Here is a 26,932-nt window from a genome sequence, read left to right as displayed (position 1 = left end):
AGCACGTGTCATGGTCCATGTACGGGGCCTGCCTCCGGCCCGGCTGCCTCTCTGGAAGCCCTCGCGGAGCGCTCTGCAGCACGGTCCGACTGGGCTCCGACCTCATCCGCCTCGTGGGTGGTGGGCGGCGGGATCAGTGCAGGCAGCGCGCCATTCATGGAGAGGATGTAGGCGGTGATGTCACGGAAAATCGGGGCGGCCAGCTGCGAGCCCTGATATTCACGTTTTGCGCCGCGCACCATCACCGTCACGGTATAACGCGGCTGTTCGGCTGGAAAGAAGCCAGCGAACGTACTGGTAAACACTTCGCTGCTGTACCGGCCGCCGATAGCGACCTGCGCTGTACCAGTTTTTCCGCCCACATGATACCCCGGCAATTCTGCGCGGCTTTGAATGCCTTCATCAATGACCGCGTGAAGGAGCCGCTGCATGGTGCGGGCGACATCTGGGCGCAGCACGCGGCGCGTGCGCCGCGGTTGGTCGGGAGAAAGTCGGGGGGCGATATACACGCCATCATTCGCAATCACATTGAACGCAGCGGCCATCTGGAGGTTGGTCACGCTCAGGCCCTGCCCGAACGACATGGTGGCTTGCGTCAAGGGCGTCCATCTGTCTGGAGCGGCGAGGCTCCCGTTTGCAGTGGGGCCGGGAAGCTCAACTGCCAGGCCCAGTCCGAAGGCCTGAAACGCGCGGTGAAGGGTCATGGGCGGCACGTTTTCGATTAAGCGCGTCATCCCAACATTGCTGGAGTACCGCAGGATCTCCCACGTCCGCAGGACCGAGGGGTGCGGGACCAGGTCATTGATGACCGTGCCGGCGTACGGCCGGCGCATCGGCGTCTCATACACCTGCGCCGGTGACGTCAGGTTCTCTTCCAGGAGCGCGGCCACCGTCAGTGCCTTGATCACACTGCCCGGCTCGTACTCGTCCACAAATGCCCGGTTGCGCCACTGCGCTGGAACGGTTCCTGCCCAGGCACCAGGATCAAAGGTGGGCCAGTTGGCAACCGCCAGGAGGTGCCCGGTGTGGCGGTCCATTACCACCACAGACCCTGACGCTGCTTCCACCCGCTTGACCGCCTCTTCCAACACCTGCTCGGCCGCCGCCTGGATGGTGCCGTTCAGCGTCAGGGTCTGGGACTTGCCCTGCGCAAGCTCAGCATTCAGCGTTCGCTCCAGTCCTTCCAGACCTCCATCTGCGCCCAGAAACCCAACCACGTTCGCCGCCATCGGGCCCAGGGGATACTGCCGGCCCTGGGGGGTGTGGACGGCCACCAGGGTGCCGTCCATCAAGCGAATGGCGCCGCGGGTGGGCGTCACCGCATTTACGCGCGGTTCCCCGGCCCAGGACAGTTTGAAGAATGCTGGGAGGAGTGACGTGAACGCAAGGAAGGCAGCCGTCCACATCAGGCGAACCCGGCGGCGCTGCCGGGCTTGATGTGAACCTTGAAACAAGTGGGGAAACCTCATGAACCCGATCAGTCTAGAGGTCACGTATTGCGTTTCTGTAAAGGTACACCGCCGGAGTGCCAGCGGGACCGCAGAACCTCTCCCACCGTCTTCCGCGCGGGCGCCCCTGATCAGCGCTGGCCATCCTAGGCCCGACCCTGACCACGTTCTCCTGGCCATCCCGGCGTGACCGTTCCGCAGTCAGTCAGGCCGAGCTGCCGCTCTTTTTGCGTTCAGCGCCTGGCGTCCAACCTGGACCTGCTGTACCAGGCGGCTGCAGCACCTGCCGCCAAGGTGTCTGCCGGTGCAGGCACAAGGTTCAAGCCCGTGTCCTTCGCTGTTGTTGGGTTAGTCCTGGACGCTGACCTTCTGCGCCGTGTACTGCCGCGTGGCTGCTGTGCTGCCGCTGCCCTCGCTGTTAGGCGCGGTCTGAAGAGACACTGCGCACCGAATAGGCGCGCAAGACTATGGCCACCCACGGTGGTTTCGTCAGGCAGAGCCACCAGAGGGCACCAACTCCTCCGGGCACAGGCCAACCTTCATGTCCACCGGGCATTTCTGGACCTCTTGTTTGAGTCTCGTTATGGACTCGGGGGACAGGCAGCATGAGTGCGGCGCTGCGTTTACATCAAGGCCACCTTCCATGCCTCAAAGCTGGCTACCGTCTCTCTGTCCCACCCGCCTTCGTTTCTCCTGGGTGTTTCCCTTGGTGCGCTGGTGTGATTCCAGCTGGAAAGGTCAGAGGTTCAACGGCGTTGATGACATGCAGCCCTGGACAAACCTTTCACAGTGTCGGGACTGAAGGTCAAACGAAGGGTGGACCGACAGGGGGGCTGAGCGCTCCTGAAGCTGAGGGGCGACTTCGGGCCCCAGCCGCACGCCCTGCGCTTTACTCGAACTTAACACGGGCGTTTCACAGTACAACCGTGGAGCGGCAAGGACGTGGAACCAGCAACAGGGCAGGCCGCGTTACACAGCACTGGGCTTCTGAGCGCTGACTCCCGACACTGGTGTGCCGAGCACGTCAATTTTCCCCACTGACCATTCCTCAGGAGGCCACCATGACCCACGCGCATCATTCATCCGACGCGGCCAGGCTGGAGGTGGCGCTGCGCACCTGCCACAGCGGCACCGACCTGCAAGGCGCAGACACCTTTATTCGTCAGCGGCCAGGCGTGACGCAGGTCCACCTGGACCGCACCCGCAGTGTGGCACACGTGCAGATTGACCCGGCGGTGACGGATGAAACGCGCCTCCGGACCCAGCTGGAGGCCGCTGGGTACCTCTGCACCTGTGAACGCGCGTCGGCCGCCGCGTCAGGGCACGCACACCACCCGCAGACCTCACACGCCGGACCTGCCCCAGCGCCGGGCGGGCACGCGGACCATGCCGGACACGGGGACGCACATGCCGGGCATGGGGAAGCGATGGTCACCGACATGCTGCGACGCTTCACGGTGTCACTGCTGCTCACCATTCCAGCGGTGCTGTACTCCCCGATCGGAGAAGCCATCGGTTTTACGGCCATGCCGCCTTTCGGCCTGGGCATGAATGTCTTCGGGCTGCTGCTCACCACGCCCGTCGTGTGGTGGGGCGGGTGGCCCTTCATCTCCGCCGCTTGGCGCGCCCTGCGGCGGGGCGAAGCGAACATGATGACCCTGATCGCGCTGGGCATCCTGGTGTCGTACGCGTACTCGGTGTGGGCCACCCTGGCGCTGGGCTCGCAGGAGGTGTTTTTCGAGGCGGCCGCGATGCTGACCACCTTCTCCCTGCTGGGCCACTGGCTGGAGATGCGCTCGCGATTCGCCACGGGGCGGGCGGTGGAGGCCCTGCTGCGCCTAGCACCTGCGACCGCCCGGGTGATCCGGGACGGCGCCGAGGTCGAACTGCCGGTCGAACAGGTGGTGACGGGTGACCTCGTGGCTATACGCCCAGGCGACCGCGTGCCGGTGGACGGCGAGGTGGTGAGCGGCACGTCCTTCGTGGACGAGAGCATGCTGACCGGGGAGCCGGTGCCGGTTGAGAAAACGCCGGGGGCGAGGGTCGCTGCGGGCACCGTGAACCAGAACGGGGCGTTTCAGTTCCGGGCCACGGCCGTGGGCGTGGACACCGCCCTGGCGCGCATCGTGCAGCTCGTGCAGGACGCGCAGGCGAGCAAAGCGCCCGCGCAGCGTCTGGCGGACACGGCCGGGAAGTACCTGGTGTTCGTGGCGCTGGGCAGTGGCCTGCTGGCCTTCCTCGCGTGGACACTGCTGGGGGAGAACCTGGTGTTCGCCCTGACAGCCGCCGTGTCCGCCATCGTGATTGCCTGCCCGGACGCCCTGGCGCTGGCCACGCCGACCGCCATCACGGTGGGGGTGGGGCGGGGCGCACAGGCGGGGGTGCTGTTCAAGAACGCCTCAGCACTGGAAGCGGCAGCGGGCGTGACCACGGTGGTGTTCGATAAGACGGGCACCTTGACGGAAGGCAAGCCGGCCCTGACGGATGTGGTGCCTGCAGCGGGGGTCGCCGAGCATGAGCTGCTGCGCCTGGCCGCGTCCGCCGATCAGCCCTCCCAGCATCCGCTGGCCGACGCGATCGTGCGCGGCGCCCGGGACCGGGGCTTGACGGTGACCGCACCGGAGACCTTCGAGGCCGTGCCGGGGCGGGGGGTGCAGGCGACGGTGGATGGGCGGCAGGTCTGGATTGGCAACCGGGCGCTGATGACGCAGGCCGGGGTGAGTGTCGCGGCCGCGGAAGACCAGGCGGCGCAACTGGCGTCAGACGGCAAAACCGCCATGTTCGTGGCCGCAGATGGGCAGTTCCTGGGACTCGTGGCGGTGGCGGACCGCGTCCGTGAATCGGCCCGCGCGGCGGTGGCCGAACTCCAGGCCCTCGGTGTGCGCACCGTCATGCTCACCGGCGACACCGAGCGCACCGCGCAGGCCGTGGCGCGGCAGCTGGGCCTGGACACGGTGATTGCGGACGTCCTGCCTGAGCAGAAGGCTACGCAGGTGCAGGCCCTGCAGGGCCAGGGGCAGCGGGTGGCCATGGTGGGGGACGGGGTGAATGACGCGCCGGCCCTCGCGCAGGCCGAGGTGGGCATCGCGATTGGGGCCGGCACGGACGTGGCGGTGGAGACGGCGGACGTGGTGCTGGTGAACAGTGACCCGGCAGCGGTCGCGGCCAGCCTCCGTCTGGCGCGGCGCGTGCAGCGCAAGATCCGCCAGAACCTGTTCTGGGCCGTGATCTACAACGTGCTCGCCATTCCGTTCGCGGCGGGCGTGCTGTACCCGGCGTACGGGGTGCTGCTGCGCCCGGAGTGGGCGGCGCTGCTGATGAGCGTCAGCACCCTGATCGTTACGGGGAACGCGCTCCTGCTTAACCGGGGGCGACTGGGGCAGGCCACCTCTGGGTGACCTCAGTGGTCGTCGTGGCCGTCCTCGCCGCCTTCCGGGTGGGCGTCCGTGTGAGGCTCGGCGTGGGCGGGGGCCGCCTCGGGGGTCTGGGCGGCAGGCACAGCCGTCTCCGTGACCTGGGCCGCAGAGACGACAGATTCAGCGGGCGCGCTGTGCCCAGCCACGGGCGTGGGCTCAGACGTGGCGGAGCCGTGGGCATGCCCAGCCGTGCCGGGCACGGTGATGGCCCGGCCGATGGTGGACAGGCCGCCAAACAGAAGGGCGGCGACCGCCACCGTGCCGCCCATCAGGGCCGGCAGCTTGGGGCCAAGCTTCACGCCTTCACGGCTCAGGAAGGCCAGCACCGCCAGGATCAGACCCACCGGAATCAGCACGGAGGAATAAGCCGGGTTATCCAGGTAGTGCTGCACGCCGCCGGTCATCATGCCCATGCCCACGGAGAGAACAAACGAGACGAGCAGGAAAGCCCCCAGGTTGGTGGGGCGGGTCTTCTTGCGCAGGACGAACTCCTGCAGGTAGTTGCCCACCGTGAAACACACGACGCCCAGCACCGCGAGCGCCAGGTAGTACGCGGTGTTCTCCCCCAATCCGAGGTGCACGATGCCGCCGGCGATGAAACTCGTGGAGGCCAGCAGGAGGAAGTACGCAAAAAACGGCAGCAGCAGCTGACGGCGGACGGAAGTCTCACTGCGGGACGTCGGTTGGGGGAGGCTCACAAAAAAGGACCTTGACCCGGTCCTCAGCTGCGTGAACGGGTGCTCAGGAGCAGATTCGCCTGTCTCCCAAGACGTTGAAGAGTGGGGCAAACAGGAAGAGGGTGTGCCTGAACATTGCTGCCAGGAACACGCCAGTTCCTGGTTCACGACGGGCTTAAGGCTACCTGCTCGCCCGTTATGCAAAGAGACTGACCCCTGTTCCTCCCTGGGCCACGCTTCTGGGCTGGAGTGCTGACTCTTCGTCCTGTCACCTGCGAGCTTCACTTCATTTCTGGATTTTAAAACTGCTAAAGTAGAGCCGTTGGGAGTGCCTCCCTACCGGCCTGGGCCCTGGACCCAGCCGCCAGCGCCGCCGATCACTTGACCAGGGGTCAAGGCGCTCATGTCCAGGGGACATGGGCGCAGATCGCCCGCCCACCGCGCCGACCAGGCGGCGTGGTCCCCACGAAGCAGTGCAGGGCACCGCTGCGTGGGCTGCTTCCCGGCAAGTCACGGCCCATCAGGGATGGACGTGACCCAGCAGACCGGTGCGCACACCAGGGGTGAGCGCCCGCCGGACTCGCCCAGAAGGCTGTGAGACATGACGCAGACGTTTTCCCCCACCCGCACCGTTCCTGCCCTGCCCGGCACGTCGCTGCTCGGGCTGAAGGCGACCACCCTGCTCGACCTGGGCGACGCGGTTCACGCGGGCTTCAAGCCCACCACCCTGCAGCGCCTCGCGCAGCACATCGGCCTGTCCATCGGTGAAACACTGGCCCTGATCGGGCTCAGTGACAGCACGTACCACAGCTACCGCCGCAATGGACGCGCGCTGAGCCCTGACGTGAGCACGCACCTGTACCAACTGGCGCGCGTGACCGAAGCGGCCGAAGCGTACTTCGAGAACGCGCCGGCGGCCCACGCCTGGCTGCAGACCGCCCGACCCACGTTCGGCCACCGGACCCCCCTTCAGTTCGCCCTCCTGCCTGGAGGTGCCGAGTACGTGACGACCGTGCTGAGCAGACTTGAGCACGGAGTCTACACGTGAGCCTGACCCTCCACCGCATCAGCAAACTCAAGTACGCCACCCTCCCGACCCTCGACGCGCATGGTCTGGGCGCCGCGCAATACGGCGGCCGCTGGAACAGCCCCGACCCCGCGCTGCAGCACGACCGGCGCATCATCTACACCAGTGACACCCTCGCCCAGGCCACACTGGAAGTCATCGTGCACGTGGACAGCCAGGTGCTGCACACCGTGGCGCACGGGCACGTCACCCTGGAGGTGGACCCAGCCGGCATTCTGGACCTCGCGCCCGGCGATCTACCCGCCACCTGGAATGCCCAACCGGAAACCCCGGCCACGCAGGTAATCGGGGACGAGTGGTATGACCTTCAGGCTTCACCGGTCCTGCGGATTCCGTCCGCAGTGCTGCCTCTCTCGGTTTTCGTGCCTGGCCAGGCCAATTACCTGATCAACACCCGCCACCCCCAGACGGCCGCCTTGGTGCGCCTCCTGGGCGCTGTACCCCTCACCTTCGATCCCCGGCTGTAACCGTCCAATCTCCGCTCCACCACTTTGAAATCAAGCGCAGCAGGCGCCAGACCCGAGAGGGGTCCACCGCCTGCTGCGCTTGACTTCGCCACGTCCTGGTCGGGTGTTTTGCACGCTGAAGCGAAGGCTTCACACGCCACGTTCCGCCACACAAACATGCGCAAGGCGACCAGCATGAACGATCAGCCGGTCACCTTTTGGTGGCGCCTCAATGCGCTCTGAGCCACCCCTGGAAGTCGTGCATTTCGCCTGCCTGGGCGGTGATGATCTTCTTCGCGAGCTCTAACACGAAGGGGTCCTGCGTCCGCTGCAGGGCCAGGTTCGATTTCTCGTTGGCGGCCGCGTGGTGCGGAAGCATGCCTTCCAGGAACGTGCGTTCCGGCATGCTTGACGCGCGGATCATGGCGGGCATGTCCATCATGCGGTTCATCTGCATCATGCGCGCCATCACTGCCTGATTCGGCCCGCCATACGCGCGCAACTGGGCCTGCATCTCAGCAATCTCGCGCGTCTGGTCCGCAATGATCTGGGTCGCCCACGCGCGCACCTGTTCATCCTTGGCGCGCTCCAGAACGGCGCGGCTGCTGTCGATGGCGCTCTGGTGGTGCGGAATCATCATGGACATGAACGCCCGCTCGAAGGACCGCCCACTCAACCGGGCGAGGTCACTGATCATCGGCATCATCATCATGCGCATGTCCAGCTGCATCTGCAGCCCCATCTGGGACAGCCCCGGCACAGACGCCGACGGCGTCATGGGCATCGTCATGTGGGTCATGCCGGGCATGGCCATGTCCATTCCACCGGCCTGGGCGGAGCTCAAGGTCAGCAGGGCAACGGTCAACAGCATGCGCTTCATGCGCGCACACTCCCCAGCAGGGCCTGACAGGCCTGCTCACAGCGGCGGCAGCTCTCAGCGCACACCGCGCAGTGCGCCATGTTCATCTCCTGCGCGTGCCGCTCGCATTCCTCGGCGCACGCCTGACACGCGCGCAGGCAGGCCTCCAGCTGCGCCTGCAGGACCTGCGCGTCGCCTTGCCCAGATGACGCGAGCACCTTGGCGGTGGCCTGACAGACAGCGGCGCACTGCGTATTCAGACTGACGCAGTGCGTGAGGTGGTGCAGGTGTTCGTGTTCACTCAGGCACGCATCGGCGCACAGCGAGCACACCGCCTCGCACTCCAGGCATGCTTGCAGGCAGGTGGCGAGCAGGGCGGCGTCCATGGAACTGGCCTTGGGGTGGGTGTTGAGCATGCGGGTGAGGGTGTCCATCGGGGGCCTCCAGGGCGTGAAATGACGCGGGACCACGGTGGTCCCGCGGCCCTCCCGGGGGAGGGAACACGTTCACCCTGGACCGCGCGTGTTCAGTTTCTGTAAAGCTGAGCGCGCCTTAAGAAACCCTGAAGGGGAAAGGCGCATGACCTTCTCCCCTGGCGCCGCTCAGTACAGGCCCATGGGGTTGATGACCTTGCCGTTCACCATCACGCGGAAGTCCAGGTGTGGCCCCGTGCTGTTGCCGGTGCTGCCCACCCGGCCGATCACCTGCCCGGTCTCCACGGTCTGACCCACCTGCACGAGGTTGGCGCTGTTGTGGCTGTAGCGCGTTGTCATGCCGTCCCCGTGGTCCAGCACGATCGTCCAGCCCCAGCCGGTCCGCGCGTCAAACCGGGACTCGGTCACGCGCCCTCCACGGGCCGCCACGAATGGAGTCCCTGTGGGCGCCGCCAGGTCCAGGCCCAGGTGCGCGGGCGAATACGGGCTGGTCAGCCGGCCCTGCACGGGCAGCACCGAGGTCACGCGGATGCCCGCAGGCCGCACGGTGGCCCCACCTGTGGCGGTCACGGTCGCCGCGCGGGTGGCCGAGGGCCGATCTGGCAGCTGCAGCACCTGCCCCACCTTCAGGGCCAGTTGCGGATTCAGGCCCTTATTCTTCGCCAGCAGCGCCTCCAGACTCACCCCCTGCCGCCGGGCAATGCCGTACAGCGTGTCGCCGGGCTTGACCGTCACGGTCGCAGCGGTGGAGAGACTCAGGGCGGCGAGGCCCAGGGTGAGGAGCAAAGAACGCCACATCCGGGCCACCGTACCGGCGGTTTATAAAGTTTCTGTAAAGATTTGATGACCGCGCGGACCATTAAGGCCCGGGCGGACACAGGCGGCCAAGCCCCTTGCTGCGGTCCTCAGCCGCCCGACTGGCCCACCGCTCTGCCGGCCAGGGTGCGGAAATACTGCAGTTCCTTGCTGCGCGGAAACGCCTGCAGGGCCCGCTGCGTGACGCTCAGGGTCCGGCTGTGCCGTCCCGCCTGCGTCCAGGCCTCGAACGCTTCCTGGCGGTACAGGTAGTACATGGTGGGCACCCCCAGGTTCACGGCCCGCTCGAAGTAGTCCGATGCCAGCGCGGCGTTGCCCAGGCACAGGGTGGCCTTGGCCAGCCCCCACCAGGCGTAGGGATCACGCGGGCGCGCTTTGATATCCTGCTCCCCATGTGCCCGGAGGTGCTGCCAGTTCGCGGCGGCGCTGTAATCGCTGCCCAGAAGGCGCTGCACCTCCCCAGCCCTGGCGGGGGGAAACGCCACCAGGTACTCCCCGTTGTAGTACGCCCAGAGCTCGGCGAGCCGCTGGGCACTGAGCCGCAGAGACGGCCCGAGCAGCGGATCACTGATCAGAAACTGGCCCGCGCTGTACCCGTACACCGTGCGGAAATGCGCCACGTTGCTGCCCCGCTGCAGCCGCTGCTGGAGCACCACCGGAAACCCCGCCGCCACCAGTGACCGCAGCAGTTCGGCGTCCCCGGCGTAGCGGATGACGCTCTGCAGCCCCGCGCGGCCCAGATAGCTGGCCAGCTCAAGACTCGTAACCTGCGGATCACCCGGGTAATCCTTCATCACGGCGGCCGCCTGCGCCTGCGTGACCGAGGCGCCGTAATACCCCAGCAGGGTCATGGCCGTGACCGGCGCGCAGTTGTTCAGCGCCTGAAAGTCATGCCGGATGTTCTTCAAGGTCACGCTCGCGGGCTGGGCGCTGGCCACGCCCCAGCTCCACCCCGCCCCCAGGATCAGCCACCAGCGACGCGTCATGCTGCAGTGTGGCCTGGGCGCCTGAAGGATGCATTCGACTCATGGCTTGACGTGTTGGGTGAGCATTCATGCTCGAAGGGATGACCTGGGCGCAGGCGCTCCCACCAAGCGTTCATCCGTTCATGACGGATGGCAGGGTCTTTCACCAGGCGATGACGTTTCCGACACCCCAAAGCCACAGGAAGCGGTCATCCGGTTCCGGAAGGCGCGCCCCACCATCTCGAATCAGAGCTCCACCCGGCACCCCTTCAGGGCCCAGGATTTCAACGTTTTCCACCACGACCAGGTCAAACTGAGCTGTACAGTGCGCTTCGGCCGACACACAAATTTTCCGCGAGATTGACCAAGAGGGCGTCACCCGCTACATGGCTGGGCAAGGTGTCCAGCTCGACACCATCCTTTGAATCTCTAGGGGAACCCAGACTGCCACATGATCCGGAAACCCGACGAAGATGGCGGTGGTGCACCGGTCACCTGTGCTGATCAAGCATTCCTCAGGCGGTGGCCACAGGATGAAAGCGCACTTTGAAGACGTCCTGGACGCGCCGCTTCCGCCGCCGGCTGCTGATCATGGACAACCCGGTTCATCGGCCATACAGCGGACCCGTGGACTGACAACGCTCCCCGTGGTCAGCTCTCGTATCGAGGGCTTGACTGGAGATCGGGCGGAGCGAAATCCCCGGATTGCGGATCAGCCTGGCACCGGCCATCAGCAGTGCCAGTGCGCTTGCCCATACGACCCAGTTGCCGTACAGCACGAAGGGCGTGCGAATTGTCGAGAGATCAAAGGTGACCCGGTAGGCGCCCCGCGCGCCCCGGGGCGCGCGAAACCGGACCTGGCCCCAGGGGTCAATGACTGCGCTGACCCCGTCGTTCCCGGCGCGCAGCAGAAACCGCCGGGTTTCGATGGCGCGCAGGCGGCCCATCTGAAAATGCTGTTCGGCCCCTGCCCCCTGCCCAAACCACGCGTCGTTGGAGAGCACAACGAGCAGGTTGGCTCCGGCCCGCACGGCCTGCCGACTGAGCTGCCCAAACACGGACTCGTAGCAAATGCTCACCCCCGCGCGCAGGTCCCGCACGGGCAGCACGTTCAGCAGCCTTCCAGGGGTCAGGCTGGTGTACCCGGCCATCCCCAGGCTCCTCAAGACAGGGGTATAGAGCCCCCCCAGCACACCTGAGAAAGGCAAACGCTCCCCGAATGGCACCAGGACGCGTTTGTCCTGCCGCCCCGTGACCTCGCCGTCCACACCGTAGGCGCTGTTGCGCGCCTGGCCGGGCACATCGCCCGGGGCACCGAGCAGCAGGGGAACGCCCAGGCCCCGGAGGGCGGGCAGCACCCCCGGATCGGAGGCGGGCAGCGGACTCGCCGTCTCCGGCCACACGGCCAGGTCCGCTTCCCCTGAACGCAGAGCGCGCCGCGTCAGATCAAGGTAAATCTGGAACTCATTGAGGGTGCGCCCCTGGGCCTTGAGGCGCGGATCGATCGCCCCCTGCACGAGCACAGCGGTCCGGGGAGCGGGCGTGATGGGGGGCGTGACTTCCCGGCCCCACACGAGGCCAGCGCCCCAGACCGCCAGCCCCATCAGGAGAACAGGAGGACGGCTGCCCCCCAGACCGGCCAGGACGCTGGCGGTTCCGGTCACCAGCAGCGTGAGAAGCGCGGCCCCACCGATGCTGGCGAGCTGGGCCAGTGGGGTCTGGATCAGGGCGTACCCGGGCGCGCCCCACGGGAAGGCCAGGGGACCTTGGGTGCGCAGCGCCTCGAGCAGGACCCAGGCAAGGGGCAGAGCGAGCAGGGTGCGGGGGCCGAAGGCCACCCGGGTAAGGGTCAGGGGCACTGCCCAAGTCAGCGCCGCAGCGGGCAGGACGAGCACGGTGAGGAGCCCACCCAGGGGCCCCAGCACGGCCGCCATGCTGATGGGCAGCCAGGCGAGGTGCACACCGAAAAAGGCCAAGGCGAACGCGAACGCATGCCGGAAAGCGCCCCACCCGGCCGTGCTGTGGGCCAGACGGTGGTGCAGCATCGCCAGCGGGAGTGGAGCGAGCACGGCCAACGGTGACGGCAGGAACATCAGGCCCAGCATCACGCCGCCCAAGGCGTCCCCCAGCCAAGGGGGAGGGTTGAGTCGGGAACTCCACAAGGCAACACGGTCGTTCACGCGCCGCACCCTACGGGAGTCGCGTTCAGATGCGGTAAAGCTTTACACGACGCCAACACGTCCCACCTAAGCTCGCGGTGGAGGAACCTGACATGTCCACCCGCCCTTGCCCGCCCGCTTCCCTGCCGTCCACCCAGCTGGGGTCCACGTAACCTCGCCACGTCCCCGCCGCAGACGGGCGGGTCCTTGGCTGGGGACAGTCCTGCTGATTCTGACGGTGCTGGGCTCGGCCTAGCTCGCCCGCTCATTGTCAGCGTCGGACATTTTCTCGTGTGGGTGCAGCAATTTCGCTGGGATGTGCGGAGCGATCCATTGGGTGAGGCGCGTTACTGCGGCTGAAAGCGGGAGGAAAGTGAGATCGAGAGGGCTCATGAGCCCTCTCCCTAGCGCCTTTCTAGCCGCCCTTGTCAACCCCTATTCGCGGTAATTTATTGCTCCCGCTGGACATTGGCATCCGTCAGGTGACGAGGGCGTTGAATGTACCGGATCCGCTGCCAGGCTGTCACGAGCTTCGCCTTCAGGAAGGAGACCGAGCGGGCACAGCAGTTGCCCAGCACATTCCGCTTCACATACGCCCACACCAGCTCGATTGGGTTCAACTCCGGGGCGTACGGTGGCAAAAACACCAAAGACAGGCGTTTTACTGTTCCAGAGATGGTTTATGGCGAATCAGCCTCGGCGGGACGTGTCGTCCCACAACGCGGCGCGGAATTTCTGGCCCTCCCGGGGTGCGGTCCCATAAACAGACGCCGACAGCACACGGTGTGCTGTCGGCGTCCGGCCCCTCGCTTACGCGGGGCTCAGGGCGCGCACAAGATCCGTCAGCAGTTCCTCGGCCTTCTCGTACCCCGGGCGTAGGTACACCATGCCAAACGTGGTCCAGTCCTGCACGGCCGCCACCTCCTGATCATTCTCGCGCAGCTTCAGGTGCGGGTACAGGCCGTACTCGACGTAACAGCCGTACGTGCGTCCGACTTCTTCTAACGCGCGGGTGTTCTCGTCCGTCCAGGTCAACACGAACGGCAGGGCGAAGCAGGGCTTGCCGCATGAGCCGCCCATGCCAACCAGCGGCAGGCCAGCCACGGTGGGGGTCTCGTCCCGCAGGCGGGTGCGGTCCAGGAAGGCGAAGCGGTCACGGGCCACGTCCCGGCTGGGGAGTTTCTGAGCAGCAATCCAGGGGCCAACCGTCAATTTGGGCATACGAATCTCCAGGGAAGAAGGGGGAGGGCAAGGGTCGGGCGGTGTGGCGTCACGGCGCGGTGCTCTCCGGAGCGTCCTCCGGCTGAAGGGTAACGGTCAGGTCGCGCAGCAACGTGTCCGCGAGGGGGTACTCCGCCCGCACGTACACCACCCCGAACGGCGTCCAGTCCTGCACGGCGAGCAGTTCGCGGTCGTCCACCCGCCGTTTGAGGTGCGCGAGCTGGCCATACTCGACGTAACAGAAGTGCTGCTCGGCCAGGTGCTCGAGTCGGTCCAGCGCTGCTTCGGTCCAGGTCAGCGGGTACGGCAGGGCGAACGCGGGTTTCCCGCAGGAACTGCCGACCCCCAGAAACGTCAGGCCCTGCTCGGCGTCCACCGCGGCGCGCATCTGGGCCCGCTCCAGGAAGCTGCGCCGGCACTGGGCGTGCTTGGCATGCCGCCGCAAATGCTGCATCAGGGCCGCGACCTTCAGTTTCGCCATGGCACGTCACCTCCGCTCAGGCGGACGCGGCCCTCACCGTCCCGGCACGAACCGGGGCGGGGTCGGGGTTAACGGGTGGGCGGAAGCCGCGCAGGCGCAGGGCGTTGGTCAGGACGAACACACTGGAGAAGCCCATCGCGGCGGCAGCCAGGACCGGACTGAGCAGGAGGCCAAAGGCGGGGTACAGCACGCCAGCCGCGACCGGAATCAGGATGATGTTGTAGGCGAAGGCCCAGAAGAGGTTGAGCTTGATGTTGCGCAGCGTGGCGCGGCTCAGGGCGAAGGCGTTCGGCACGCCGCGCAGGTCGCCGCTCATCAGGATCACGTCGGCGGTTTCCACCGCCACGTCCGTGCCCGTGCCGATGGCCAGGCCCACGTCTGCCTGGGCGAGTGCCGGCGCGTCATTGATGCCGTCTCCGACGAAGGCGACCTTCTGGCCCCCAGCCTGCAGGGCCTTCACCGCCTCACTCTTGCCGCTGGGCAGCACTTCGGCCAGGACTTCATCGATGCCCAGCTGCCGGGCAATCGCATGCGCGGTGCGGGTGTTGTCCCCAGTGATCATGGCGACCTTCAGGCCCTGGGCGTGCAGGGCGCGCACCGCCTCCAGACTCCCATCCTTGATGGGATCGGCCACCGCGATCACGGCCGCGAGCTGACCGTCAATCGCCGCGAACAGCGGGCTCTTGCCTTCATCGCCCAGCCGTTCGGCCTGCGCCGTGAAGACGGCCGTGTCGAGGCCCAGGCGGGTCATGTACCGGTCGGCGCCCACTTGCACCAGGTGGCCATCCACCCGCGCTTCCAGGCCGAATCCAGGCACCGCTTCGAAGTGCTCGGGCTGCACCAGAGCAACGCCTTCTGTTTTCGCGGCGTCCACGATGGCGCGGGCAATGGGGTGCTCACTCTGCGCCTCCGCTGCGGCGACCAGGCGCAGGACGTCGGTGCGGGTAAAGGCGTCTGTTGTCACCAGGTCAGTCAGCTCGGGTTTGCCTTTGGTCAGCGTGCCGGTCTTGTCCACCGCGACGACCTGCACGTCCTGCAGCCCTTCCAGGGCGCCGCCCCCTTTAAAGAGGACCCCTAGTTCAGCGGCTTTGCCGGTGCCCACCATGATGCTGGTGGGCGTGGCCAGGCCCATGGCGCAGGGGCAGGCGATGATCAGGACCGCGACCGTGGTCACCAGCGCGAAGGAGAGGGCGGTCTGCCCACCGAAGATCAGCCAGAGCAGGAAGGTCAGGGCCGCGATGCCCAGCACGACGGGGACGAAGACGGCCACAACCCTATCCGCGAGGCCCTGGATGGGGGGTTTGCTGCCCTGCGCGGTTTCCACCAGCTTGATGATCTGGGCGAGGGCGGTGTCGGCGCCAATTTTCGTGGCGCGGAAGCTCAGGGCGCCGTTCTGGTTGATGGTGCCGCCCACGACGGGGGCGCCGGTCTGCTTGCTGACTGGCACCGGTTCACCGGTGATCATGGATTCATCGACAAAGGAGTTGCCGCTGACGACTTCCCCATCGACCGGGATCTTCTCGCCCGGGCGAACCGAGATCAGGTCACCGACCAGCACTTCATCGGTGGGGAGCTCGAGTTCCTGTCCGCCCCGCACGACGCGGGCGGTTTTGGCCTGCAGGCTCAGCAGCTTCTTCATGGCTTCGCTGGAGCGGCCTTTGGCTACCGCTTCGAAGAATTTGCCGAGCAGAATCAGGGTGATCACGACCCCCGAGGCTTCGTAGTACACGTGCGCGGTGCCGTCCGGGAAGATGCCGGGGGCCACCGTGGCCACCAGCGAGTACACGAACGCGGCGGTGGTGCCGATCATCACCAGGGCGTTCATGTCAGGGGATTTGTTTTTCAGGCTCTTCCAGCCCAGCCGGTAGAAGCGCCGTCCGGGACCGAACTGGATGGGCAGGGCGAGGGCAAGCATGATCCAGTTGAGGGTGCCCATGACGCCGTGCCCGAAGGTGGCCATCAGCCAGTCGTTCACGGCCGGGATGACCATGGGCACCATGGCAATCAGCAGCAGGGGGAGCGCGAAGACGGTGCTGAACAGCACCTGGCGGCGCAGGTGGTCGACTTCCTGGGCGCGCGCTTCACGTTCCTGATCTTCACGGCTCAGACCAGCTTGCTCGTCAAGGACCTCATAGCCCGCCTCGCGGATGGCGGCCTTGAGCTGTCCGGGGCTGACGCTGGCCGGGAGGTAGGTCACGCTGGCGCGTTCGGTGGCGAGGTTGACGCTGGCGCTCAGAACGCCGTCCACCTTCTTCAGGGCGCGCTCGACCCGGCCGACGCAGCTCGCGCAGGTCATGCCCTGAATCCCGAGTTCGGTGGTGCTGACGAGGGGATCGTAGCCGACGTCCTTGATCTTGGCCAGCAGGGCGTCCGGGCCGGTGAGGGCAGGGTCGTAGGTCACGGTGGCGCGCTCGGTGGCAAGGTTCACGGTGGCGTCTTGGACGCCGTCCACCTTCTTCAGGCCGCGTTCGACGCGGCCCACGCAACTGGCGCAGGTCATGCCTTGAATGCCGAGCTCGATGGTGTGTGTCATGGATTCCTCCAATCCCCCCAAGGGGGTTACTTCTCAGGCCAGCATAGACCCCGGGGGAGGGGATGTGCAAGATGCCACCAGGAAAAGCTTGTGTTTCTGGCTCTCTCTTCTCTAATTCTCTTGACATCCCAGGGGGGAGGGTATAGCTTAATGCCAGGAGGAAGACCATGAACCAGATTGAACTGACCATCACTGGCATGACCTGCGGCCACTGCCAGAGCGGCGTCGCCAGCGCCCTGAAAAGCGTGCCCGGCGTCACGGACGCCCAGGTGGACCTCAAGACCGGCAAGGCCGTTGTGCAGGGCAGCGCCGACGCGCAGCACCTGATCACCGCCGTGCAGGAAGAAGGGTACGGCGCGGCCGTTTCGCCTCAGTAATGCCGAAGGCGACGACCGCCAGGCCGCCTGCGCCCCATCCCCCTGAGGGGGAGGCCTGTCACACGAGCCAGCACCTCTGCATGCCCGAAGACAGTCGCCAGCGCGCCGCGCGTCGTCTCGCCATCGCCCGCGGTCACCTGGAAAGCATCCGCCGCTCCCTGGAGGATCCCGATGTCTACTGCGTGGACGTGCTGCGGCAGATCAAGGCCGTGCAGGGCGCGCTCGACGGCGCGGCCAGCGTGGTCCTGCGCGGGCACCTCGAAGCGCACGTGGCGACCGCCGCCACCCGGGGCGACGCCCAGGACATGGTGGACGAGCTCATGGACGTGCTCAAGTACATCTGAGTGACGGCAAACCCCCTGTCAGGTTGCCAGGGTGAATAACGCGCCGTTGGCCAGCCGCCGCTGACGGACCCAGATCACATCCGGAACGCGGCGGTCCGCTTGCCCTTTTCCCGTCGTTGCCTGTTCACGGCACGGTGGTAGTAATGGAACGGAGAGTCGGGGTTTATTGAAATCAGAGCGTGATTTTATCCGTTTGTGACGGCACATTCCTTCCACGCGCTGTTCATCTCATTCCCAGCCTGGTCTCCAACCCATTCAGAAAGGATCGGGTGGCGTAGGAAACCTGGTCCAGAGGCAGGCTGACTCGGCTCAGCGGACGGCGCAACTCGGGCAAGTCCAGGGGCAGCCGGACCAGCACCCCCGACTGCACTTCCCGGCGCACCCGCAGTTCCGGCAGCAACGCAACCCCCAATCCCTGAATGACCGCTTCCTTGACAGCCTCGGTGCCAGGTAGTTCCAGCCGATTGCTGCCGACCATCCTGGTGTGCGCCAGCGCCTGCTCCGCCACCTCCCGGGTACCGGAACCGTGTTCCCGCCAGATCAGTGGCAGCACCGTATCTGCCGGGAATGAGTCCACCAGTGGATGATCAGGGGCGGCCACCAACACCAGCTCGTCGTGTCCGAAGACCTGGACCTGCCACTCCGCAGGCAGAGGGCCTGGTGGGCCCTCGATCAGTGCCACTTCGATCTGACCTGCCTGGAGCAGCCCCATGACCTCCTGGGTATTGCCTTGCCGGATCTCGAAGGCCACGCCCGGATACTGGGCATGGTAGGACGCCAGGGCCGCAGGCAACAGGGACGCGGCAATCGTGCTGCTGGCCGCCAACCGCAGGGTTCCCGTTTCCAGGCCCTGACGCTCATGGACGTAGGTGCGAGCGCCGTCCATCACGCGGCCCAGCGCCTGGGCGTGCACCAGCAGGCCCTCGCCCGCCCCGGTCAGCGTCACCCCGGTCCGGTGCCGCCGGAAGATAGGCTCTCCGACCGCCTGGGTCAGCAACTTGAGCTGGCTGGACACGGCGGGCTGAGTCAGGTTCAGTTCCTCGGCGGCAGCGCTCAGACTGCCCAGCCGCGCCACCCGCACGAACGTCAACAGATGCTCCGGATTCAGGGCCATGCCAGATATATATATTTTTTGCCTCAGTAAAATCAACTCTAATTTGAGTTTATAATACGGGACATCTATCCTTCATTCATGACTGCTTCGCCTCTATTTGCCCGCCAGGACAGTGCCTTGACTGTCGTGCAGGCCTTCACGCCCAACTGGTTCGCCGCGACCATGGGCACCGGCATCCTGGCCCTGATGCTCCCGCACCTGCCGCTGCCCGGCACTGCACTCCTGGGTGAAGGTCTGTGGGTGCTGAACATGGTCCTGCTGGTCCTGTTCACGGCCCTCTCAGTGGCCCGCATCGCCCTGTTCCCGAAAGACAGCCTGGCTACGCTGCACCACCCGGTCCAGAGCATGTTCCTGGGCGCCGTACCGATGGGCCTGGCAACGGTCATCAACGGCCTGATCGCTTTCGGCGTCCCGCGCTGGGGCGAGGGCGCGGCTGTGCTGGCCCGCGACCTGTGGGCCTTCGACGCCCTGCTCTCGGTGGGGGTCGGGTTGCTGGTGCCCTACCTGATGTTCACCCGGCAGGACCACGCCCTGGAGCGCATGACCGGCGTGTGGCTGCTGCCCATCGTCGCCTCGGAGGTGGCCGCCGCGAGCGCCGGACTGATCGCGCCGCACCTGGACACCAGCAGCGCGACCACGCTGGTCTACGCCGGATACGTGCTTTTCGCGCTGTCGGTGCCGCTGGCCCTGATGGTCATCACGGTGCTGATCCTGCGGCTGGCCCAGCACAAGTTGCCCACCCCCGACCTGGCCGTGAGCATGTTCCTGCCCCTGGGGCCGCTGGCGACGGGTGCCCTGGCCCTGCTGCAACTGGGCGAGGCCGCGCCGCGCGTGCTGGCCGCGCAGGGGCTGGGCGAACTGGCCCCGGTATTGACCGGGCTGGGACTGGCGGGCGGGCTGGTGCTGTGGGGCTTCGGGGCGTGGTGGCTGGCACTGGCGACCCTGACCACCCTGCGGTTCGTGCGCCGGGGGCTGCCCTTCAACCTGGGCTGGTGGGGGCTGACCTTCCCGCTGGGGGTCTACACGGCAGCGACCTTTGGCCTGGGCGCGCTGACCCATTTGGACGTCTTTACCCATCTGGGCCACGTGTTCGTGGTGGTCCTCACGGCGCTGTGGGGACTGGTCACGGCGCACACCCTGCGCGGCGTGTGGCGCGGCGAGTTGTTCGGCGTGCCCCCCCTCTCGCGTGAAACCGGGCTGCCCCGTCCCTGAGCCTGCTTCGACTTCTATAGATTCCCCTCGTCCCCTCATTCACCGGAGGTCCACCATGTCCGACGACCGCACCCCCATGACCCGCCGCGCCGCCCTGGGCCTGCTCGGCAGCGCCGGAGCCGCCCTGACCCTGGCCGCACCGCTCAGGCGCAGACGACTGTGACCACCGGCACCGCCCCCATCTTCAGTGGCCCTGGTCCGCTGGACGGCTGGAATGGCCTGGGACCGCTGATCGCCCTGCCACAGAAGGTTCCGCTGATCCGGCTGGTGGACCGCCCCCCGCTGTACGAGACGCCCCGCGCCTACTTCCAAAGCCCCTTTACGCCCGCCGCCGCATTCTTCGTGCGCTCGAACTTGTCGCTGTTTCCGACCAATATCGACCTGAAGACCTGGCGGCTGAAGATCGAGGGCAACGTGGGCACGCCGCAGTCGTTCAGTCTGGCGCAACTGACCCAGGACTTCGAAGCGGTCAGCGTGAACGCCGTGATGCAGTGCACGGGCAACAGCCGCAGCCGCTTTCAACCGCGCCGCCCAGGTGGGCAGTGGGGCAACGGTGCGATGGGCTGCGCCACCTGGACGGGTGTGCGCCTGCGTGACCTGCTGGGGAAAGCGGGCGTGAAATCCGGCAGCGTGCAGGTGCAGTTTCAGGGCCTGGACAAGGGCGCGGGCGCACCCGGCAGCGGTGGGGCCGATTACAAGAAGAGCCTGAACGTGAATGACCCTGTATTGGACGAGTGCATCGTGGCCTACGCCATGAACGGCCAGCCGCTGCCGATGGTCAACGGTTTTCCGGTGCGGCTGGTCGTGCCCGGCTACTTCGCGACGTACTGGATGAAGACCCTGAGCTTTATCCGGGTCCTGACCAAGCCCGACGACAACTTCTGGATGGCGACCGCTTACCTGCAACCCGACAACCTGCGTGGCACGACCACCCCGCAAGCCGTGAAGGCCAAGACCGTGAAGTTCCGGCCCGTGGGCAGCATGCCGGTGCGCTCGTTCATCGTGACGCCCGACGAGACGGTCAAGGCCCCGGCAGGATTGCCCCTGAACGTGCAGGGACTGGCGATGAGTGGTCGCGGCGCGGTCACGAAGGTGGAGGTCTCCACCGACGGGGTAGTTGGCTGGTAGTTCCAGCCAACTACCATTGCATCCAGAACATGTACTCTGCGCATAGAGGAAGGTATGTATGCTGCGCCCATTCCCCGCCGAAACTGGCGTCGACCTGTATCACCCGGGCCAATGGTGAACCTACTCGAACTTCGGGTATCGTCTACATCTGACACCGCACATCAGCGGCTGATCGTCCAACTGCAGCATGGGCAGGACGACGCCTTGAGGGAACTGTACGATGACCTGTCCGGCGTCACCTACCGCGTCTGCCTGCGGATGCTGGGCACGCCGGAAGACGCCGAGGAGGCGCTCCAGGACACCTTCGTTCGGCTCGCGGACCGGGCCGATGTATATGAACCGTCGCGGGGAACCGTCAAAACCTTCGTGCTGACCATCGCCCACCACCTCTGTCTGGAACGGCTGCGGACCCGGCGCGCCCGTCCACAGCGGCAACAGGAATGGGAAGACGACCGAGCGTTCGATGTGCCTGCTCCCACTGCCCGTGATTCGCTGGACGAGGCCCTGGTACAGTCCGCCCTGGCCGGCTTACCGGACACTGACCGGGCCCTGCTGGAAGCGATGTTCTTCGGTGGCTACACCCACGCCGAGATTACCACCCGCACCGGCCTGCCGCTCGGCACCGTCAAGAGCCGGTTGCGCCGCGCCCTGCTGAAACTCAGAGAAAGGATGCTGCCATGACCCGTCAACCAGACCGTTCCAGCGGCGACCATCCAAGCGACCTGCTGCCTGAATACGTCCTGGGAAGCCTCGATACGGCACAGGCCGTGAATGTGGAGAGCCACCTGCTGAGCTGCGCTGTCTGCCGCGCTGAGGTGGGCCGGCTGCGTGACGCCCTGTTCTCACTGGCCAACGATTTGCCCGGCGTCCCAGCGCCAGCAGGGAGCTGGGAGAAGATTCAGGCCCGGCGGGGCGTGGTGTCTCCTGAACGTCTGTCCGCACAGGCGTCACTGCCCTCGGCCCCTTCCAGGTGGCTTCCAGTCTGGCCTCTGGCTGCAGCCGTCGCTCTGATCGTGGCGGTCGGGGGGTACCTCCAGCTCGGTCCGGCCCAGCCTGCGGCGACCGCTCAAAGCAGCGTGCAGCAGTGGCAGCAGGGGGCGAGACGTCTCACGCTCGCCTCGAAGACCGGTGTGCCCTACGGGGCCATGTACGTCAGGTCGGATGGCCGGGCGCTGCTGGTGCTGGACAGACAGGCCGCACCGGGGCAGGTGTATCAGGCGTGGGGACGGCGGACGAGCGGGCCGCGTGCGGGCGTACCGACCAGCCTGGGGCTGACGGGCGGCACGGTGCTGGAGGTGTCGTGGCGCGGGTACGACTCGGTGGGCGTGAGCACCGAACCCGCCGGGGGTAGCCCGGCCCCGACCCACCCACTGGGCCGCACCCGGCTGCCCGAACTCTGAATGCATCCAAACGGGCGACGCCCGGCATACGGGAAGGTGGAGGCACCACCATGACCCATATGACGACCGCCCGCACTCTGACCCTCACGTTCACCCTCGCGCTCCTCACGCCCGTGATAGCCCAGACTGCTCCCGTGCAGACCGCTTCCGGCCAGACCGCCCCGGCGATACAGATGAAGATGACCGCGCTAGCGCCCGTCACGCTGCGCCGGGACGCCCGGCTCGGCACCCTGCTGACCGGGCCGACCGGCCTGACGCTCTACACCTTCGCCAAAGACGCGCCGGGAGTGAGCAACTGCGAAGGCGTGTGCGCCACCAACTGGCCGCCCCTGCTGCTGAGCGAAGTTCCGCGCCTGCCCGCCGGACTGAGCGGCAAGTTCAGCCTGATTTCCCGCAAGGATGGTCAGACCCAGCTCAGCTACGATGGCGCGGCGCTCTACAGCTGGAAGGGCGACGCCAAACCCGGTGACATCAACGGTCAGGGCTTCATGAACGTCTGGCACGCGGCCAACGCCGGCCCGAGCGTGCAGGTGTCGCGGGTGGACGATCTGGGCATGGTGCTGGCCGGGCCGACCGGCCTGACGCTCTATACCTTCGCCAAGGACGCGCCCGGAGTGAGCAACTGTGAGGGAGCCTGCGCCACCAACTGGCCTCCCCTGCTGGTGGCGCAGTTCCCGGCCACCGGCCTGACGGCGGGCGTGGCGGTGCGCGGCAAGCTTGGCACGCTGACGCGCAAGGATGGCAGCCTTCAGGTAACCTACAACGGCCTGCCTGTATACAACTGGAAGAACGACCTGAAGCGCGGTGACGCGCTCGGCGAGGGCTTCATGGGCGTTTGGAGCGCTGTCCGTCGCTGAGGAAGGAGAGGAGCGGCTCACGCCCTGTTCCTGAACGATCAACGTCAGCAGGCAGAGCGGAGTCAGACCAGATTCCGTGGTCAGGGCCGCCTACCAGGCGAGCTCTTTCCTGCCGAAAAAAAAGATCCTCGAGGAGTTCCATGTCAAACCACTTCATCCGCACCCTGACTCTATGTTCTGCACTCTTCCTTTCGGCCCCCGTCTTCGCTCAGTCGGTGGGTGACCGGGTGTACACCGCTGACCAGAGTTCCAATACCGTCTCGGTCATTGACCCAGTCGCCCTCAAACTGTTGGGCGTCATTTCGCTGGGCACACAGGCGCCCGCCGCACTCTCACCACTGTACAAAGGGGAATTGCTGGTTCACGGCCTCGGCTTCTCACCCGACGGAAAGACCTTGGCTGCCGTCTCCATAGGCTCGAACTCAGTGACTTTGATTGATACCGCCACCAACGCGGTGCGCGGCAAGGTCTACCTGGGCCGCAGTCCCCACGAGGCGTTCTTCACCCCGGACGGACGTGAACTGTGGGTGGCCGTGCGTGGCGAGAACTACGTCTCCGTCGTCGATCCCGTGCATTTTACCGAAACGCGCCGTATTCCTGTTCCGGACGGCCCTGGCATGGTGCTGTTCAATCCGAAAGCGCCTTACGCCTATGTGCCTTCGAGTTTCACCCCGGAACTGAGTGTCATCGACACGCGCACGTACCGGGTCGTGGCGCGGGTCCCGCAGGCCAGCCCATTCAGCCCGAATCTGGCGGTCAGTCCGCAGGGCGATCAGGTCTGGTTCACCCTCAAAGACAGCGGCAAAACGCAGGTCATGCGGGCGCGCCCACCCTTCGACATCACGGCGACGCTGGACAGCGGCCCCGTCACCAACCATGTCGCCCTGGCCGATACACCCACGGGCCGCTTCGCCTATGTCACTGTGGGCGGCCTGAACGTCGTCAAGGTATATACGCGCGACGCTGCGCCCCGGCTGGTGGCGACCATTCCGACGGGGGCACTCCCCCATGGTGCCTGGGCCGCGCCGGACGGGAAACGGGTGTACGTAGGACTGGAAGCGGCAGACCAGGTCCAGATCATCGACACAGCCAGCAACACGGTGACTGGTCAGGTTCCCACCGGGCAGTTGCCACAGGCGCTGGTCTATGTGCCCGGCGCAGTGCGCTCAGGTGCGGGCACAGCTCACTTACAGCCCCTGGACAGCACGAAAGCCACACTGACCCTGACCTTGACTTCCGGGAGCGCAGCCCGGGCCACCGTCAGCGTCAATCCCCTGGGCCTGGTCGATCTGGTGCAGATCGTCGCGACAGGACTGACCCCGAATACGGCGTATGTGCTGCGCCTGACCGGGCCAACGGGGCAGGCGCAGGACCTCGCCGCCCTGATGACCACGGCCCAGGGCGGCGTGACCGCACAGACCATCGGGCCAGTCAAGCAGCTCCTGAATGCCCCGCAGGGTGCCGGTCAGCTGAGCGTGGTGGCCAAAGTAGGCGGGGCGACCGTGCTGGTGCAGAGCAAGTGAGGCGGGTCGCCCTTGTCCTGCTGCTCACCGGCGGCGCGTTCGCTGCGGGCAATACCTTCCAGGGTCTGATGGACTCGGCCATGATGCGGATGCACGCGGGTATGCACGCGGCGACGCCTTCCGGCAACCCGGACCGTGATTTCCTGACCATGATGATTCCGCATCACCAGGGGGCAGTGGACGCCGCAAAGGCCGAGCTCCTCTACGGGAAGGACCCGCAGGTGCGGCGACTGGCCCAGGAAATCCTGACGGAACAGGCGCTGGAGATCGACTACATGCACCGACTTCTGGAGTCCAGAACAGCGGCTCTGCAGGGGCAGAATCAGCCCTGAATTGGACGTCAGGTCGTGTACAGATGAAATGTGCTGGAGGGCCGGGAGCGATGGATCACTCCCGGTCTTTCCTGAATGGACTGGTGAATTATCCCGACTTCATGTGTCTCCTGCTTTGGAGACACCCACCGCCCTATCCCTGAACATCGAAGGCCGCGAAGGGTTCAAGTACGCACAGTCGGTCAGGGAGACCCCTGGTGTGCAGGTTGATCAACAGGGCGTCCAACTGAGTCAGTTGGCCGAGAATTTGAACGATGATGGGCTGCTGGGCCGGGCGCATCTCCAGAAGGATGGGGTTGGCGACCTGACCGCGCCGTCCAAATCCGCCTGCTCCGTGCTGGGCAAACGCCAGTGTCAGGTCAAGGGCACGGGCGGTCTCGATGACGACATCTGCCAGAGGCCGACCTTCCAACTGATCTCCGGCACGCGTATAACAGCGCAGCAAACACAGTGGTTCAGCCCCACTCATCGATGTTCACCGCGCCGCATCAGGCGACGAACCGCCTGGCGGGTGATCAGGAGATCAGGCAAGGTCAGGGCCACCTCGGCCAGGAACGTTTCCAGCTGCGTGGTGGAGGCGACGCATTCGACAACCACAGGAAGGTCAGGGGCCCACTGAAAAGCGCGGTTGCGGTGAATCTGGCCATCCTGGCCATAGCCGATACTCCCGTGGGTGACGGTGGCTCCAGGAAGGCCTGCCCGCTGTGCTGTAGAGACCAGCCAATCGTAAGCCGTTTCGCTGCCCACTTTGTCGGTGCTGCCCAAGTAGCAGCGGAGCAACTCTGCATCCTGCCACGTCATAATCCACCTTCGAGCCGGATGGCCACCCAGCGCCCGAGCAGGACGGCCACGTAGCCCAACACCAGATTGCCGACGATGTAGAGCGAGGCGCGCAGACTTTCGCCGCTGCGCAGGAGCAGATCACTTTCCCAGGTGAACGTGCTGAAGGTCGTGAAGGCCCCGACGAAGCCGGTTCCGAAAGCCAGACGCCACTCGGCACTGACCAGACCCCGGGCGTTCAGGGCAATCACTAGCCCCAGGAGAAAACAGCCCAGCACATTGATCACCAGCGTCCCGAGCGGAAACGCGGCCCAGGCCGTAGGGCCGAGCCGGGTCTGGATCACCAGATTGAGACCGTAACGCGCCAGTGCACCGCAGGCGCCGCCAAGTGCAATTCCTATCCAGATGGGCATAGCTTCCCCCTGCGTCCTGAAGGGTAGGCATTATCAGCCGGACACGGGGCGGTTCTGAAAGGCGAATGCCATCGCCTGGAGTCTCAAAATACCAGATGACCAGGGGGTCGTCGATCCTTGGCGGGAAAAACAGCGGATAGCGGCCACGGGTATGCCCATCTTGCAGGAGCCTCCAACCCGCCCAATGTGGGGTCACGACACGGATCAGTCCTGACTGTACGCTAAGGTTGCAGAAACGGCCGTTTCCGCAATAGGTTTCGGCCTCTGACCAGCTGCGCCTCCCCGCGTTGCACATCCATATTGCACAATACTCCTCATTGGCAATAGGCTGACGCAACAAGGGGAGGCGCTATGCAGCTTGGGTACGCTCGCGTCAGCAAACAGCAGGATCAGGACACCGCCGCCCAACTCCGCGCCCTGAAAGATGCCGAAGTCGAGCGCGTATTCACCGAACACGCGTCCGGGGGCCGCTGGGATCGACCTGAATTACACAAGTTGCTCGCCCAGCTCCGGCCAGGCGATATCGTCGTCGTCTGGAAGCTGGATCGGCTCAGCCGCAGCCTGAAGGATGTCCTGCACCTGATGGAGAAGATCGAAACTGCTGGTGCAGGCTTTCGCAGTCTCACCGAAGCCATTGACACCACGACACCAGCAGGCCGGATGATGATGCAGATGGTCGGGGCGTTCGCCGAGTTCGAGCGGGCCATGATCCGCGAGCGCACCAGGGCCGGACTGGAGCAGGCCCGGCGGGAAGGCCGGGTGGGCGGCCGCAAACGCAAGCTCACCTCCACACAAGAGCAGGAAATCCGTGACGCGGTGAACTCTGGGCGGCACACTGCGGCGCAGTGTGCGCGGCTCTTCAAGGTGCATCCCAGTACCATTCTCCGTCTCCTGCGCCGCGCCGCCTGAT

Annotated in this window: 27 protein-coding genes, 2 pseudogenes and 1 riboswitch; of the genes and pseudogenes, 13 read left to right on the top strand and 16 right to left on the bottom strand. The window is 66.0% G+C overall.

What is annotated here, in order from left to right; translation table 11 throughout:
- Positions 1 to 8 precede the first annotated feature (8 nt).
- The gene (locus DEIGR_RS17775) at positions 9 to 1,469 is read right to left on the bottom strand and encodes a peptidoglycan D,D-transpeptidase FtsI family protein (RefSeq protein WP_160329964.1); all 1,461 of its coding nucleotides are present in this window, start codon (positions 1,467 to 1,469) and stop codon (positions 9 to 11) included.
- Positions 1,470 to 2,509: 1,040 nt separating this feature from the next.
- Between DEIGR_RS17775 and DEIGR_RS17770 the strand changes: the two genes are divergently transcribed.
- Positions 2,510 to 4,846: a heavy metal translocating P-type ATPase gene (locus tag DEIGR_RS17770; RefSeq protein WP_058979637.1), complete on the top strand. Its 2,337-nt coding sequence runs from the start codon at positions 2,510 to 2,512 to the stop codon at positions 4,844 to 4,846.
- 2 nt (positions 4,847 to 4,848) lie between these two features.
- Here DEIGR_RS17770 and DEIGR_RS17765 read toward each other — a convergent pair whose 3' ends face one another.
- Complete coding sequence (locus DEIGR_RS17765; RefSeq protein ID WP_058979635.1) at positions 4,849 to 5,562, bottom strand: hypothetical protein; 714 nt, start codon at positions 5,560 to 5,562, stop codon at positions 4,849 to 4,851.
- A 580-nt stretch (positions 5,563 to 6,142) separates the two neighbouring features.
- Between DEIGR_RS17765 and parS the strand changes: the two genes are divergently transcribed.
- Both parS and DEIGR_RS17755 read left to right on the top strand, forming a co-directional pair.
- Complete coding sequence (parS, locus tag DEIGR_RS17760; RefSeq protein ID WP_058979633.1) at positions 6,143 to 6,589, top strand: type II RES/Xre toxin-antitoxin system antitoxin; 447 nt, start codon at positions 6,143 to 6,145, stop codon at positions 6,587 to 6,589.
- Entirely contained in the window at positions 6,586 to 7,095 is a 510-nt protein-coding gene (locus tag DEIGR_RS17755) for an RES family NAD+ phosphorylase (protein ID WP_058979631.1), read from the top strand. The genes parS and DEIGR_RS17755 overlap by 4 nt, the downstream gene beginning before the upstream one ends.
- A 208-nt stretch (positions 7,096 to 7,303) precedes the next feature.
- Here the strand turns inward: DEIGR_RS17755 and DEIGR_RS17750 are convergent, their stop codons facing one another.
- The 10 genes and pseudogenes from DEIGR_RS17750 to DEIGR_RS17715 form a co-directional block, all read right to left on the bottom strand.
- Positions 7,304 to 7,954 (bottom strand): DUF305 domain-containing protein, encoded by a 651-nt coding sequence (locus DEIGR_RS17750; protein ID WP_058979629.1) that lies wholly within the window; start codon positions 7,952 to 7,954, stop codon positions 7,304 to 7,306.
- Positions 7,951 to 8,367 (bottom strand): hypothetical protein, encoded by a 417-nt coding sequence (locus tag DEIGR_RS17745; RefSeq protein ID WP_058979627.1) that lies wholly within the window; start codon positions 8,365 to 8,367, stop codon positions 7,951 to 7,953. The genes DEIGR_RS17750 and DEIGR_RS17745 overlap by 4 nt, the downstream gene beginning before the upstream one ends.
- A gap of 168 nt (positions 8,368 to 8,535) precedes the next feature.
- Positions 8,536 to 9,165, bottom strand: a complete 630-nt coding sequence (locus DEIGR_RS21570) for a M23 family metallopeptidase (RefSeq protein ID WP_058979625.1) — start codon at positions 9,163 to 9,165, stop codon at positions 8,536 to 8,538.
- 107 nt (positions 9,166 to 9,272) lie between these two features.
- Entirely contained in the window at positions 9,273 to 10,169 is an 897-nt protein-coding gene (locus tag DEIGR_RS17735) for a C39 family peptidase (RefSeq protein WP_058979624.1), read from the bottom strand.
- A gap of 584 nt (positions 10,170 to 10,753) precedes the next feature.
- A complete protein-coding gene (lnt, locus tag DEIGR_RS17730; protein ID WP_058979622.1) occupies positions 10,754 to 12,253 on the bottom strand; it encodes an apolipoprotein N-acyltransferase in 1,500 nt (499 codons plus the stop codon).
- 324 nt (positions 12,254 to 12,577) lie between these two features.
- Positions 12,578 to 12,700 (bottom strand): annotated as a pseudogene (locus tag DEIGR_RS21675) (IS982 family transposase); the annotation flags it as partial.
- Between the two features lie 56 nt (positions 12,701 to 12,756).
- A pseudogene (locus tag DEIGR_RS19980) lies at positions 12,757 to 12,966 on the bottom strand (transposase); the annotation flags it as partial.
- A 151-nt stretch (positions 12,967 to 13,117) separates the two neighbouring features.
- Complete coding sequence (locus tag DEIGR_RS17725; protein WP_055362849.1) at positions 13,118 to 13,528, bottom strand: hypothetical protein; 411 nt, start codon at positions 13,526 to 13,528, stop codon at positions 13,118 to 13,120.
- Between the two features lie 49 nt (positions 13,529 to 13,577).
- Positions 13,578 to 14,009 (bottom strand): hypothetical protein, encoded by a 432-nt coding sequence (locus tag DEIGR_RS17720; RefSeq protein ID WP_055362850.1) that lies wholly within the window; start codon positions 14,007 to 14,009, stop codon positions 13,578 to 13,580.
- A gap of 16 nt (positions 14,010 to 14,025) precedes the next feature.
- On the bottom strand, positions 14,026 to 16,542 hold the full coding sequence (locus DEIGR_RS17715) for a heavy metal translocating P-type ATPase (RefSeq protein WP_058979811.1): 2,517 nt from the start codon (positions 16,540 to 16,542) through the stop codon (positions 14,026 to 14,028).
- A 167-nt stretch (positions 16,543 to 16,709) separates the two neighbouring features.
- Here DEIGR_RS17715 and DEIGR_RS17710 point away from each other — a divergent pair, with 167 nt between their 5' ends.
- Both DEIGR_RS17710 and DEIGR_RS17705 read left to right on the top strand, forming a co-directional pair.
- The gene (locus DEIGR_RS17710) at positions 16,710 to 16,919 is read left to right on the top strand and encodes a CopZ family metallochaperone (protein ID WP_058979620.1); all 210 of its coding nucleotides are present in this window, start codon (positions 16,710 to 16,712) and stop codon (positions 16,917 to 16,919) included.
- A gap of 80 nt (positions 16,920 to 16,999) precedes the next feature.
- Complete coding sequence (locus DEIGR_RS17705; protein WP_058979619.1) at positions 17,000 to 17,263, top strand: metal-sensitive transcriptional regulator; 264 nt, start codon at positions 17,000 to 17,002, stop codon at positions 17,261 to 17,263.
- Positions 17,264 to 17,486: 223 nt separating this feature from the next.
- Here DEIGR_RS17705 and DEIGR_RS17700 read toward each other — a convergent pair whose 3' ends face one another.
- Positions 17,487 to 18,377: a LysR family transcriptional regulator gene (locus DEIGR_RS17700; protein WP_058979617.1), complete on the bottom strand. Its 891-nt coding sequence runs from the start codon at positions 18,375 to 18,377 to the stop codon at positions 17,487 to 17,489.
- 78 nt (positions 18,378 to 18,455) lie between these two features.
- Between DEIGR_RS17700 and DEIGR_RS17695 the strand changes: the two genes are divergently transcribed.
- The 7 genes from DEIGR_RS17695 (at position 18,456) to copM (ending at position 24,829) form a co-directional block, all read left to right on the top strand.
- Entirely contained in the window at positions 18,456 to 19,589 is a 1,134-nt protein-coding gene (locus DEIGR_RS17695) for a TDT family transporter (RefSeq protein ID WP_058979615.1), read from the top strand.
- 159 nt (positions 19,590 to 19,748) lie between these two features.
- Complete coding sequence (locus DEIGR_RS17690) at positions 19,749 to 20,717, top strand: molybdopterin-dependent oxidoreductase (RefSeq protein WP_236704962.1); 969 nt, start codon at positions 19,749 to 19,751, stop codon at positions 20,715 to 20,717.
- Between the two features lie 111 nt (positions 20,718 to 20,828).
- Complete coding sequence (locus tag DEIGR_RS17685; RefSeq protein WP_058979613.1) at positions 20,829 to 21,398, top strand: RNA polymerase sigma factor; 570 nt, start codon at positions 20,829 to 20,831, stop codon at positions 21,396 to 21,398.
- Entirely contained in the window at positions 21,395 to 22,117 is a 723-nt protein-coding gene (locus DEIGR_RS17680; RefSeq protein ID WP_083524288.1) for an anti-sigma factor, read from the top strand. Before DEIGR_RS17685 ends, DEIGR_RS17680 begins: the two co-directional genes overlap by 4 nt.
- 59 nt (positions 22,118 to 22,176) lie before the next feature.
- Positions 22,177 to 22,974 (top strand): hypothetical protein, encoded by a 798-nt coding sequence (locus DEIGR_RS17675; RefSeq protein ID WP_058979610.1) that lies wholly within the window; start codon positions 22,177 to 22,179, stop codon positions 22,972 to 22,974.
- Between the two features lie 140 nt (positions 22,975 to 23,114).
- Complete coding sequence (locus tag DEIGR_RS17670; protein ID WP_058979608.1) at positions 23,115 to 24,497, top strand: YncE family protein; 1,383 nt, start codon at positions 23,115 to 23,117, stop codon at positions 24,495 to 24,497.
- Entirely contained in the window at positions 24,494 to 24,829 is a 336-nt protein-coding gene (gene copM, locus DEIGR_RS17665; protein WP_201785777.1) for a CopM family metallochaperone, read from the top strand. The genes DEIGR_RS17670 and copM overlap by 4 nt, the downstream gene beginning before the upstream one ends.
- 133 nt (positions 24,830 to 24,962) lie before the next feature.
- Here copM and DEIGR_RS19975 read toward each other — a convergent pair whose 3' ends face one another.
- From DEIGR_RS19975 to crcB, 3 genes are read right to left on the bottom strand one after another with little or no spacing between them, the layout of a single operon-like run.
- The gene (locus tag DEIGR_RS19975) at positions 24,963 to 25,298 is read right to left on the bottom strand and encodes a DUF190 domain-containing protein (protein ID WP_083524287.1); all 336 of its coding nucleotides are present in this window, start codon (positions 25,296 to 25,298) and stop codon (positions 24,963 to 24,965) included.
- On the bottom strand, positions 25,295 to 25,630 hold the full coding sequence (locus tag DEIGR_RS17660; RefSeq protein ID WP_058979606.1) for a DUF190 domain-containing protein: 336 nt from the start codon (positions 25,628 to 25,630) through the stop codon (positions 25,295 to 25,297). The genes DEIGR_RS19975 and DEIGR_RS17660 overlap by 4 nt, the downstream gene beginning before the upstream one ends.
- Entirely contained in the window at positions 25,627 to 26,022 is a 396-nt protein-coding gene (crcB, locus tag DEIGR_RS17655) for a fluoride efflux transporter CrcB (RefSeq protein WP_058979605.1), read from the bottom strand. The genes DEIGR_RS17660 and crcB overlap by 4 nt, the downstream gene beginning before the upstream one ends.
- Before the next feature lie 17 nt (positions 26,023 to 26,039).
- A riboswitch (Fluoride riboswitch) is annotated at positions 26,040 to 26,107 on the bottom strand.
- A gap of 266 nt (positions 26,108 to 26,373) precedes the next feature.
- Here crcB and DEIGR_RS17650 point away from each other — a divergent pair.
- Positions 26,374 to 26,931, top strand: a complete 558-nt coding sequence (locus DEIGR_RS17650; RefSeq protein WP_058979603.1) for a recombinase family protein — start codon at positions 26,374 to 26,376, stop codon at positions 26,929 to 26,931.
- The last annotated feature ends 1 nt before the right edge of the window (position 26,932 follow it).

The sequence above is a fragment of the Deinococcus grandis genome, assembly GCF_001485435.1.
GTDB classification, from domain to species: domain Bacteria; phylum Deinococcota; class Deinococci; order Deinococcales; family Deinococcaceae; genus Deinococcus; species Deinococcus grandis.
The sequence above is the reverse complement of the archived record's forward strand: the minus strand, read 5'-3'. Positions and strand labels throughout refer to the sequence as shown.